10 protein-coding genes and 1 tRNA gene are annotated in these 11,451 nt (G+C 68.8%); 6 read left to right on the top strand and 5 right to left on the bottom strand.

Annotated features, from left to right (window positions below):
- Window positions 1-130: 130 nt before the first annotated feature.
- The 3 genes from HCX50_RS20245 (at window position 131) to HCX50_RS19530 (ending at window position 2,414) form a co-directional block, all read left to right on the top strand.
- Window positions 131-745 (top strand): TetR/AcrR family transcriptional regulator C-terminal domain-containing protein, encoded by a 615-nt coding sequence (locus HCX50_RS20245; RefSeq protein WP_167635455.1) that lies wholly within the window; start codon window positions 131-133, stop codon window positions 743-745.
- Between the two features lie 72 nt (window positions 746-817).
- Window positions 818-1,312, top strand: a complete 495-nt coding sequence (locus tag HCX50_RS19535) for a hypothetical protein (RefSeq protein WP_167635454.1) — start codon at window positions 818-820, stop codon at window positions 1,310-1,312.
- Between the two features lie 88 nt (window positions 1,313-1,400).
- Window positions 1,401-2,414, top strand: a complete 1,014-nt coding sequence (locus HCX50_RS19530) for a DNA topoisomerase IB (RefSeq protein WP_091035978.1) — start codon at window positions 1,401-1,403, stop codon at window positions 2,412-2,414.
- Here the strand turns inward: HCX50_RS19530 and HCX50_RS19525 are convergent.
- Together HCX50_RS19525 and HCX50_RS19520 are read right to left on the bottom strand one after the other, a co-directional pair.
- Window positions 2,380-3,339, bottom strand: coding sequence for a hypothetical protein (locus HCX50_RS19525; RefSeq protein ID WP_167635453.1), 960 nt, complete (start codon window positions 3,337-3,339; stop codon window positions 2,380-2,382). The genes HCX50_RS19530 and HCX50_RS19525 overlap by 35 nt on opposite strands.
- Window positions 3,340-3,389: 50 nt before the next feature.
- Complete coding sequence (locus HCX50_RS19520; RefSeq protein WP_029263558.1) at window positions 3,390-3,887, bottom strand: hypothetical protein; 498 nt, start codon at window positions 3,885-3,887, stop codon at window positions 3,390-3,392.
- Between the two features lie 143 nt (window positions 3,888-4,030).
- Between HCX50_RS19520 and HCX50_RS19515 the strand changes: the two genes are divergently transcribed.
- On the top strand, window positions 4,031-6,490 hold the full coding sequence (locus HCX50_RS19515; RefSeq protein ID WP_167635452.1) for a tetratricopeptide repeat protein: 2,460 nt from the start codon (window positions 4,031-4,033) through the stop codon (window positions 6,488-6,490).
- Window positions 6,491-6,540: 50 nt separating this feature from the next.
- Entirely contained in the window at window positions 6,541-9,039 is a 2,499-nt protein-coding gene (pepN, locus tag HCX50_RS19510) for an aminopeptidase N (protein ID WP_167635451.1), read from the top strand.
- Here pepN and HCX50_RS19505 read toward each other — a convergent pair.
- Window positions 9,036-9,566: a GNAT family N-acetyltransferase gene (locus HCX50_RS19505; protein WP_279627359.1), complete on the bottom strand. Its 531-nt coding sequence runs from the start codon at window positions 9,564-9,566 to the stop codon at window positions 9,036-9,038. The two genes, pepN and HCX50_RS19505, sit on opposite strands and share 4 nt — an antisense overlap.
- Window positions 9,563-10,201 carry an MBL fold metallo-hydrolase gene (locus tag HCX50_RS19500; RefSeq protein WP_167635450.1) on the bottom strand — a complete coding sequence of 213 codons (639 nt, stop codon included), beginning with the start codon at window positions 10,199-10,201 and terminating at the stop codon, window positions 9,563-9,565. Before HCX50_RS19500 ends, HCX50_RS19505 begins: the two co-directional genes overlap by 4 nt.
- A 149-nt stretch (window positions 10,202-10,350) precedes the next feature.
- Here HCX50_RS19500 and HCX50_RS19495 point away from each other — a divergent pair.
- A tRNA-Glu gene (locus HCX50_RS19495) sits at window positions 10,351-10,423 on the top strand.
- Between the two features lie 56 nt (window positions 10,424-10,479).
- Here HCX50_RS19495 and HCX50_RS19490 read toward each other — a convergent pair.
- A partial coding sequence (locus tag HCX50_RS19490; RefSeq protein WP_167635449.1) for an acyltransferase family protein occupies window positions 10,480-11,451 on the bottom strand: 972 nt, incomplete at its 5' end.

Here is an 11,451-nt window from a genome sequence, read left to right as displayed (position 1 = left end):
GGGCGGCTGTGGGCATGCGTGTTCTCCTTCTTGCCGGGTGTGGATGCGGGGACGGGCGCATTCATGAATGACACGTTCTGCGTATCATTCGTGTATCGAGCATAGTTGATCCGTGGAGGAGGAGGACGAAGTGAACGAAGTCGAGAGCGGTCCGCCCCGCCGGAAACGAGGTCGTCCCACCGTCGATGAGCGCGTTCAGCGACGCGACGACATCATCGATGCCGCGGTCCGGCTTTTCGTCCGCGACGGGTTCGAGCAGGTGACGCTCGACGACATCGCCGCCGAGGCGCACGTGACGAAACGGACGATCTACGGATACATCGGGGATCGCACGGACATCTTCCTCGCCGCTGTCGAGCGTCTCCGCGAGCAGACCCTGCATCCGGGTCACCAGGTGGACGAGTCCCTCGCGCACGTGGCAGAAGGAGTCGTCCTGACGTTGCACTCAGACGAAGCAGTCGGCCTGCATCGGCTCATGATCGCGGAGGCTCGCCGATTCCCGGAACTCGCCCGGCGCTTCTACGAGGAAGGCCCGCAGAGCTACATCGCCGCGCTGCAGCGCCTGATGCCCGATCATGACCGCGCCCGCGCCGAGGCGCTGTTCGAGCTGCTGCTGGGGGAGCCCCACCGCCGGCGTCTGCTCGGTCTGCGCGACGCGCCCGATGCGGCAGCGGCACGTGCACAGGCGAAGGCTGCTCTGGCCGCCGTCGGACTCGCGTTCGGCCATCCGGACACGCGGGGCTGACCCCGCCGCCGCGGGGCCGACATCCATCGAACGGACGAGTACCGCGGGGTACGCACGCAATAGGCTCCGAGCATGGCCCTCGAGTCTCTCTTCCTCCGTCTCGACCGGATCGCGGGCGGGCGGCAGGCCGGCGTCGCGATCAGTGAGGCCGACCGCACTCACCCCAAGACCGTCCGAGCGTTCACGTGGATCCTCTGGCTTCTCGTCGTCGAACTCGTGATCGGGGTGGGGGCCGTCATCGTCGCGCTGCTGCTGGCGATCGACGGGGAGTCCGTCTCGTTCGCCGTCTGGATGCGAACGCTGGTCGTCCTCGCGATGACCGCGACGCTGTTCTACTTCGCCTGGCGTGCGCAGCGCGGCTGGCGGTGGGCCTATCAGCGCCTGAGACTGTTCGCGCAGATCTTTCCCGTCATCACGCTCGTGATGGCCGCCGTCCCCGGCCTGTACCCGCTCTGGATGGTGTCCGAGCAGATCGTCTTCAGCCTGATCATGATCGGCATCGCCGACTTCCTCACGAGCGATCACATGCGCCGGACCTTTGCGCGACCTCCTGCCGACGGCGAATAGCACGGCGGGGCGCGCGACGCCACTCCCTACCGCTGCCGTTCGGAGACCTGCATCCTCGACGGAGACGAGTTCAGGGGAGGATGCACCAGTGGCCAGACTGGTCCGAGTCGCACCGGATGAGGATCCGGGGTTCCGGCGTGTGCGCTCGGGTTCGGGGTTCCGCTATGTCGACCCCGCCGGCGAGACGGCTCCGGAGGCGGATCGCGAACGCATCAGCGATCTGGTCATCCCTCCCGCGTGGCATGACGTGTGGATCGCGGCGGATCCGCTCGCGCACATCCAGGCGGTGGGGATCGACGGCGCGGGACGCAAGCAGTACCTGTACCACCCGCTGTGGCGCGTGAGCCGTGATCGCCGCAAGTTCGTGCGAGCACTCGACCTCGCGGCCGCTCTGCCCAGCGCCAGAGCTCAGGTGACCAGGGCGCTCAAGGAAGAGGGACAGACCAAGGAGCGCGCTCTGGCGATCGCGTTCCGGCTGCTCGACGACGCGGCGCTCCGCATCGGCTCCGAGCGATACCTCGTGCGGCACGGCAGCCGTGGGCTCACGACACTTCGCCGGCGCGACGTGCGCGTGTCCGGCAGCGACGTGGCGTTGTCCTTCCCCGCGAAGAGCGGCCGCACCGCCTCGATCGAGATCACCGACGAGTCGCTCGCCGACGCGCTGACCGATTTCGCCGCAGGGAAGTCGGGAGCCTTCCTTCTGGCCTATCGCCGCGGTCGTCGCCGCGTGCGCATCACTCCCGCCGAGGTCAACACGTACCTCCGCGAGGTGACTGGGGCGTCTTTCACGGCCAAGGACTTCCGTACCCTGCACGGGACCGTCATCGCGGCCGATGCACTCGCGCGGATCGGCGAGCTCGACCGTCGCAAAGATCGGGACCAGGCCGAGCGACTCGCCGTGCAGGCCGCCGCGACCGCGCTCGGGAACACGACGGCCGTCGCACGCGGCAGCTACATCGATCCGCGGGTCTTCCGCCAGTACGCACGGGGACGCACGCTGGACCTCTCGGTGACGCCCGAGACGGCCATCCGACGGCTCCTGGGTGGGCCGGAGATCTCGAAGAACGTCAACCGGCGAGCTGCAGCCAGACGACAGCGATGAGCATCGGGATGAGTGGTGTGGCCACTGCGGCGATCACTGGCCACCACCGTGCACGGGAGTCCACGGTCCGAGCGCGCTCGGTGAGAGTGTCGCCTTCGCGGCGGTAGGACTGCGGGTCGAGCGGAGCGGCGGCCTCATCGCGGTACAGCAGCGTCCGTCGTCCGAACCGATCGTGCAGCGCGGCGATCACGGTGAGGAACCCGCGGAGCTCGCTCTCGTCTGTGAGGTCGACGGCGGGGAGGTACAGGTGCAGTGTGCTGTCGACGATCTCCAGATCGAGGTCGGCGCTCTCATCGAGAAGGATCGCCATCAGATCAGGCGTGAGCACATACAGCGCGTCGGTCTCGTAACCGTGCGGGACGGACACCTCGAACACATCGCTGAAGTTGCCCTCCAACCGCAGCTGCGAGCGGCCGGTCGGTCGTCGCGGAAGCAGACTGAGCGCTCCACCGCCCCGACGCGAGCGGAGCGTGATCCTCGGCGCTTCCGACGGGAGGGGGATACGCACGGCGCGCACGGTGTGCGTGGTCGCTCCCTCGCGGTCGCCGACGACGAAGATGCGCTCGACGCTGTCGAACGGGAGGCTGGTGTGGAGCGCATCGAGATGGTCCTGGGCGGTGCGGCTCCCACGGTCTATCTGCTCGTCGATGGATCCGCCCCAGATACGGTCGCCGATGTCTGCGCGGTACGTCCACCCGAGCGCCTGCGCGATGGCTTCGAGGTTCGCGCGTCGCCGTCGATGCTGCACGACTGCGAAGGTCGAGGTGGCGACGAGTACAGCGCCCGCGACGATCGTCGCCAGCTGTGCGAGGAGCAGGGCGGCACCTTCGAGCCCGAAACCCACAGGCAGCAGATAGAACGCGACGCCGGCGGCGATCGCCAGATAGGCCGCCGACGCGGCGATCAGTCGGAAACCGCCCCGCACGGGGGTTCCTGCGTGCGGGGCGGGCGTCGGTTCCGAGTGCGCGAGCACCGTCAGGGCTTGTAGACGATGGCGATGTTCAGCTGGCCGTTGTCGCGCGCCCACGCGAGCCAGCGCGGTTCGTTCAGCCCGTTGAGACGCTGGATCGGGATGACGTAGATGCCCTGATCGATCCGGCTCAGCGCGCGGAACTCCGGCTTCTTCGAGATCCAGATGGTGCCCCCGCCGTCCCACGGCTCGAGGCACGAGTACACATACCCGTGCTCGCGGAGGTTGATCCGGTCGGTCAGGCTCTCGGCCTGCTGTCGGAGCTCGGCGACGACGTCGGCGGGCACCGTGCCATCCAGGGTGAACGCGGCGACGTCGTATACGTTGCCCTCACCGAAGTCCCGCGTCGTGAGGATGGTCAGTTCCGTGACCCCCTTGTCGGAGGTGCGGGTCCACAGCGCGTGCGAGTTCTTCGCACGCTTGTTCATCAGGAACCCGCCGAAGTTCACCTTCTGGAACGAGAAGTCGTCGAGCTTCGCGGCGATCTCTGCGCGTGTCGTCATGGGGAGTGTCTCCTTGTCCGGGAGGTCGGGCGGCCTCTCCGTCGAGCGAGCCTAGATGCCCACCACCGGGCGCCGTCGGACCCCGAACGAGCCCGAACGACGCGCCGGCCGAGCGCCCCCGCAGCCTGCCATAGGCTCGACTCATGCCCGCCCCGCGCACCCTCGACGAGCTCTGCAGCGGGCTCGGGCGGATGCGCGCGGATGCCGGATCCCCCTCGTACGCGGAGATCGCACGGCGCATCGGACGGTTGCGCGGGGGAGCGGAACCGGCGAAGGTCACGGTCTACGACTGCTTCCGTCCCGGTCGACGACGGGTGGATGATCGGCTCGTCGGAGACATCGTCCGGGCGCTCGGTGGCGGGGAGGCCGAATCGGAACGCTGGAGCGAGACGGCGCGCGTGCTCAACGGCGAGCGATCCGGAGTGCATATCGAGGTGACGCATGCTCCGCGGAACGCTCCTGGCGCGGAGATCGGTCGAGAGGCGCTGTTGGCCTCGGTGCCCGCGGCGGATGTCCTGATTCTCACCGGGCTGCCGGGCGCCGGGAAGAGCACCTTCGCCTCCGCGCTGGTCGGCAGGGACTCGGTGCTCACGGTGCAGCTGCGCGAATCCGAGCCGGACCGTCCGCACGCCGACCCCATCGACGTCCTGCGGCGCATGCTGGGCGCGCTCGGAGTCCGTGCGCTGCCCTACGAGCTGCCCCGCCTGCGCGAGACATTGCAGGTCACCGCTCGCGGTACGACCGTGATCGTGGAAGACGCGGGTGACGCCCGGCGCCTCGCCGCACTGATCGCCCCCGGGGTGCGGTACGTCGTGACCTCCCGGGTCGACCTCGCCGATCTGGAGCAGCGTGTGCGACCGCAGACGCTCACCATCGCTCGTGTCGTCGTTTCTCCGATGACGGACATCGACGCGCAACGGCTCCTCGCGCATCTCATCACGGTCGAGGGGACGGCGGCGCCTCTGTCCCCCTCGGAGATCGACGTCGGCACAGACGCGCTCCAGCGCATCGTGGCCGTGGGAGGCGGTCTCCCGCTCGACCTGGTGATGCTCGCGGGGATCGTCCGTGAGCACGAGGGCTGGTCGTTCCAGGATCTCGCGTCGCGTTTCGAACACGAGCCGCGTGCTGCGCGGATCCGTCCCGTGCTCGAAGCCGCCACCCGCTCGTTGTCGCAGGGTGAGGCCGATCTGCTGGCGGACGCTGCGCTGTTGGACAGGGACATCGACGCCGCGGTGCTGCTCGCTGCCGGCGGTCCGTCGGCGGAAGCCGATCTGCATCGCCTTCATGGTCGCCATCTCGTCGAACTCCGCGACGGACATGTGCAGATCCATGCCACGGTGTTCGCCTTCGCCGCGGAGAGATCACGCTCGCTTCGACCCTCTTCGGAGCGCCGGACATTCGTGCGCACAGCAGCGGCCGCGGTGCTCGAGCGGATCCGCTCCGATCCCGACTACGCGGCGCGGGAGGTGGTGACCGTGCTCGCCGTCGCCGCGGCGGCTCGAGAGCATGCCGCCGATTCCGCGGTCGAGCAGCTCGCCATCGAAGCGCACCCCGGGCTCTCCCGGTGGTCGATGTGGAACGAGTCGCTGCGCCTGCATGACCTCGCAGCGCGCGGAGAGGGACTCGACCTCGTGCCGGAGATCGCCCTGGGCGTCGCGCACTGCGCCGAGAAGCTCGGGCGTCTGGACGAAGCGCTGATCACGCTGCATCGGGTGCGACGCATCGCCACCGGGGTGTCACTCGCGCGCACGTGGAATCAGATCGGCAACGTCCAACGGTGGATGAGCCATCTCGAAGAGGCACTGCGGTCGTACGAGCTCGCGATCGGACACGCGCGGGCGGCCGGGGATCGGATCGTGGAGGGGCGGGCGACGGGCAATCATGCCGATACGCTGCGCATCCTCGCCCGCTACCCGGAGGCACGCGACCGTTACGCGGTGGCGCTGACGATGGCGCGGGAAGAGGGCGACGATCTCAACGTCGCGGTCGTTCGCGGCAACCGGCCGCTGCTCCTCCTGGCGATCGGCCAGCTCGATGACGCGGCCGTCGAGCTGCAGGGGCTGCTCGACGAGTCGAGCGTCGACTCGCTGCCGTTCGTGCGCAGGACCTTGGCACTGGTGGCGGAGGCGACGGGAGATGACGTGCGCGCTCGCGAACTGTGCGCGACCGCGAGACAGACCCTGCGGACAGCGGGGGAGTTCGCGACCTCGGCCGACCTCGACCTGCTCGAAGCGCGGCTGGACGGGCGCGCCGGCGACCTCGTGAGAGCGCGAGCCGCCGCCGAACGAACCCTGCGCGAGGCGGAACGCGCCGGCTCGCCCCTGATCGCGACCGAGGCGGCGAACTCACTGGCCGAGATCCTGGTGCGCGCTGCGTCGATCGACTCGGGCGCAGCCCGCCCCCTGCTCGACGATGCGGCGCGGCACGCCGAGGAGGCACGGAGCATCGCCGAGGCGACCGGCGATCGTGCGGAGGTGGCGCGCAGTGACGGCGTCCTCTCGTCGATCGCGGCTGCGCGGGGCGATGAGGCGTCGGCTGAGGCACTCGCGGCGGCCTCGGCGCAGCTCTACGCGGAGATCGGCCATCGCCTGCGCGACGAGTGAGGCGTGAAGGTGGGGCCGTCTGCGTCTCGTCCGGATGCCAGGATGGAGGAATGGACACCGCCAACCTCACCCGGGAGGAGACCGCCGCGCGATCCGCAGCGGTCACCCTGCACCGCATCCGTGTCGAACTAGATCTGACGGGGGCGCCCGAGCGGGCGCGCACCGGGTTCCCGACCGTGACGACGCTCGAGTTCGATGCGACGGCGGAAAGGACCTGGCTCGACTTCATCGGCGAAGAGGTGCGCCGCGTCGAGGTGAACGGCGTCGACCAGGATGTCGTGTGGGACGGAGCCCGGATCACGCTCGCCGGTCTCGCCTCCTCGAACGTGGTGCGCGTCGAGGCGGTCGGGGCGTACAGCCGCTCCGGCGAGGGACTGCACCGCTTCCACGACCCCGCCGATGACGAGACGTACCTGTACACGCAGTACGAGCCGGCGGATTCGCGTCGTGTCATGGCGTGCTTCGAGCAACCCGACATGAAGGCCGAGTACACCTTCGTCGTCGATTCCCCCTCCGAATGGGAGGTGCTCTCCAACCAGACCGCGGCGCACACCGACCTCGGCGTCGGGGTGCAGCGGGTGGCGTTCGCCCCGACGCTGCCGATCTCGAGCTACATCACCGCGGTCGCCGCCGGCCCCTACACGCGTGTCGAGGGCGAGTGGCGGCGCGACGAGCAGCAGGTCAGCCTCGGCGTCTTCGTCCGCCGCTCGCTGGCGCCCTATCTGGAGGCCGACGAGATCCTTGAGGTCACCCGGCAGGGACTCGACTTCTTCACCGACGCCTTCGCCTACCCGTACCCGTGGGGCAAGTACGACCAGATCTTCGTGCCGGAGTACAACCTCGGTGCGATGGAGAACCCCGGTCTCGTGACGTTCACGGAGTCGTATCTCTCCCGCGGCGCGGCGACGGAAGCGCAGCGCGCCGCACGGGCGAACACGATCCTGCACGAGATGGCCCACATGTGGTTCGGCGATCTCGTCACGATGACCTGGTGGGATGACCTGTGGCTCAAGGAGTCGTTCGCCGACTACATGGGTGCGCACGCCTCCGCGGTCGCCACCCGATTCCATGACGCCTGGGTGAAGTTCGCCGCGAGCCGCAAGGCTTGGGCGTATCAGCAGGATCAGCTGCCCACGACGCATCCGATCGTGGCGGACATCACCGACCTCGAGGCGGCGAAGCTGAACTTCGACGGGATCACCTACGCCAAGGGCGCCGCGGTCCTCAAGCAGCTGGTCGCCTTCGTCGGCGATGACGCGTTCTTCGAGGGTGCTCGGCGCTACTTCGCTGCGAATGCGTTCGGGAACACCACGCTCGACGACTTCCTGGTGCAGCTCAGCGCCGTCTCCGGCCGCGACATGAGCGACTGGTCGGCGGCATGGCTGCAGACCTCCGGTGTGTCGACGCTGTGGACCGAGACGGATGACGACGGTCGGAGCTTCCTCGTCCAGACCGATCCGCGTCCGCACCGACTGCGCATCGGCCTGTACGAGCGCCTGGACGGGCGCGTCGTCCGTCGCGAGCAGCAGGAACTCGACCTGATCGGCGAGCGGACCCCGCTGGATCTGCCCGATGCCGATCTGGTGCTCCTGAACGACGACGACCTCACGTATGCCAAGGCGCGGCTCGACGAGCGGTCGCTGCGCACGGTCGAGGAGTCGCTGTCGGAGATCGAGGAGCCGCTGGCGCGGGCACTGGTGTGGTCGTCGCTGTGGAACGCCACGAGGGACGGTGAGCTCGATGCGGCGCGGTACGTGGCGATCGTGCGTACGCACGGCCCCGCGGAGTCCAACATCGGGCTGCTGGCGGGTGTCCTCGCGAACGCCGCGTACGCCATCCGGCACTTCGTGGCGGATGCGGACCGTGCTGCGGAGCAGCGCGGCTGGACGGATACCGTGTGGAGCGCGCTGCAGGCCGCCGACGCCGGCAGCGACGCGCAGCTGTCGTGGGCGCGGGCTCTCGCGACCGCATCTGCATACGACGACGTGCACCACGAGCACGTGCGCGCCCTCCTCGACGGTGACGTGCCCGCGGGTCTCGTGGTCGACCCGGATCTGCGCTGGCACCTGCTGACGGCACTCGTCACGACCGGGCACGCCGACCTCGCCGACATCAGCGCCGAGCAGGACCGCGACGACACGGGCAGCGGACGCACGGCAGCGCGACGCGCACGGGCGTCGCGGCCCGACGCCGCCGTGCGGCGCGAGGCCTGGGAGACCGCCTGGACCGACCTCACGCTGAGCAACGATCACCTCGACGCCGAGATCGACGGATTCCGTGCCGGTGGGCGCCGTGATCTGACCGAGGTCTTCGATGCGGAGTACTTCGCGCGGATTGCGGGAGTCTGGGGTGACCGCAGTATCGAGATCGCGCGTCGGCTGGTCCTCGGGTTCTTCCCCGCGGCCGATTCGCTGAGTGCCGTCGACGCCTGGATCGCCGAGAACGCGGGGGCGCCCGCGGCGCTGCGGCGGCTCGTCGTCGAGCAGCGCGACCATCTGGAACGCGATCTCCGTGTGCGCGCCGCTCAGGGCGCTAGCCACCGCGACTAAGCGGGAGCGACCTGCATCCCCATGACCGTGCGCACGATCCACGGGTGCGCACGGTCATCGTCGATGTGGGTCATCCCGAGATTCTCCGCGACGCCGCGAGAGGCGTCGTTGGCGGGATGGATGATGGCGGTGAGCAGCGTCGGCGCGAACTCCCGAGCTACGAGCTCGACGCACGCGCGCGCGGCCTCGGTCGCGTACCCCCGGCGCTGCATCGACCGGCGCACCTGATAGCCGACCTCCCGCACCGGATCGCCGTTCACGGACTGCCAGGTCAGACCACAGTCGCCGACGAACTCGCCGCCGCGCGTCTCGATGATCCACAGTCCGTGGCCGTGCTTCCGATAGCTCTCCTGCATGCGCGCGATCCACTCGGCGCTCTCGGCGCGGCTCTTGGGCGCCGGATAGAACGCCATCACCTCCGGGTCGCCGAGCAGATCGGCCATCAGGTCCAGGTCGTCCTCCGTCATCTCCCGGAAGACGAGTCGCTCGGTCGGCGGAGGGAGGAGGCGTCGTACCGCGCCGCTCACAGATCGAGCGATTCGCCGGGCTCCAGAACGAAGAACTCGCCGCCGCCCTGCTCGGTCGCCCACTGCAGCCGCTGGCGGTGCATGTTCTTCCCGATGACCGAGAGCGTCATGTCGTGGGTGCCGAAGGCGCGACGCGGCGCGACAGCGAGCACATAGTCCATCGCCTCGCCGATCTTCAGCCAGGGCGCTCCGAGCGGAGCAGCGAGCGTGCCGACCGCGACCCCCTCCGGAACCGCGTAGGAATCGCCGGGGTAGTAGAGCTCGTCGTTCACCAGCACGCCGACGTTCTCGACGACGGGCAGCGACGAGTGGATGACCTCGTGCGTGCCGCCGAAGAACCGGAGCGAGAAGCCGCCGATCTCGACGGTTTCGCCGGGGGAGACCACGGTGATGTCGTACCCCTCCGCCGCCCGGGCAACTCCGGACGGCGCGAAGATCGGCGTGCCCGGCGCCGCGCGCAGGAGCCGGTCGAAGTGATCGGAGGTCCAGTGGTCGGGGTGCTCGTGGGTGATCACGATCCCCACCAGACTGTCGAGATCGACCAGCGGTGCGGTGAAGGAACCCGGATCGATCAGCAGGGTCTTCCCGCCGGCATCGAGGCGGAGGGCGGCATGTTCGAACTTGGTGACGCGCATGAGACGAGTCAACTCCTTCAACCGGCGCACGGCAAACGGATTCTGCGCGCCACGCCCGGGAGTCAGGTCGGGGTGGCGTCGATTTGGCGGACCGAGAAATGCCATGGCATACTTGAACGGTTGTCGCGCGACGGAAACGTCCGCCAGACGGCCCCATCGTATAGCGGCCTAGTACGCTGCCCTCTCACGGCGGTAACGCGGGTTCGAATCCCGCTGGGGTCACACAACATGAGAAAGCCTCCGGTTCGCCGGGGGCTTTCTTGCTTTTCACTCTCAGATCACGGCGCGGACGCCTTCGTGAACCACAGCGCCGCGCCCGTTCCGACGGCGGCCGCTGCAGCGAGCGGGAAGTCGAGTCCGTACGCGGTGATCGCGATGATCGGCGTGACGAAGACCACGATGGCAGCGACCGTGACCGCCGTCGACGGGCGGCGCGGCACGCCGAATCGTGGCACTCTCTCGAACCGACCAAGCCACAGGGAGAGCAGCCATACGGCAGCCAGCACGACCACGAAGAACAGGGGTCGCGTCCACCACCACAGCGGACTTCCCGGCGACGGCAACGGCAACGGCAGGAGGAGCTCGATGCCGACGAGCACCATGATCACGGGGAGATGCCAGAGATAGATCGTCATCAGCCGCGAGCCGATGAGGAAGACAGTTCCCTGCGCCGCTCTGGTGCGCATGACGGCGGTCAGAGGGCGGTGCAGGATGGTCAGCGCCGCGGTCTGGATCACAGCGAGGACAGCCATCGTGGCTGTCGGCGGCCACTGGTTGCCGAGCATGCTCTGCGTGTAGCCGCCGAGAGACACGAGCGCCCACAGGGCCACGTATCCGCCCGCGATCATCAGCACGAGCTGCCACCAGGTGCGGAGTGCGAACCAGCCGTCGTAGAGGAAGAATCCGACCTGCTGTGCGAACAGCCACGCGAACAGGATGTTCGGGATGCCGGAGAGTTCCTGGCCGAGGCCATACCCCGTGGGAGGAAGGGGGTCGATGCCCAGGACGCCGCCGACGAAGAGGAACCGGAAGGCATCGACGGCCAGAGCCGCGGCGAACAGGATCAGCAGGATCCACGCACCGTGTCGCTCATGGAGCCGCATCATGGTCGGTGCCAGTGCCTGCGCGATCATGTAGGCGGCGAGGAACCACAGCGGCGACCCGACGCCGATCGCGACGGTGTCCACGAGTGCCGGATCGACGCCGAGCATCCGTGCCGCGCCGAGGACGATCGTGAAGAAGAGGAAGAG

Source organism: Microbacterium sp. B19(2022) (assembly GCF_012030385.1).
Lineage (GTDB): Bacteria > Actinomycetota > Actinomycetes > Actinomycetales > Microbacteriaceae > Microbacterium > Microbacterium oxydans_B.
Note: the sequence above shows the minus strand (reverse complement) of the source record. Positions and strands in the feature narration are given on the sequence as shown.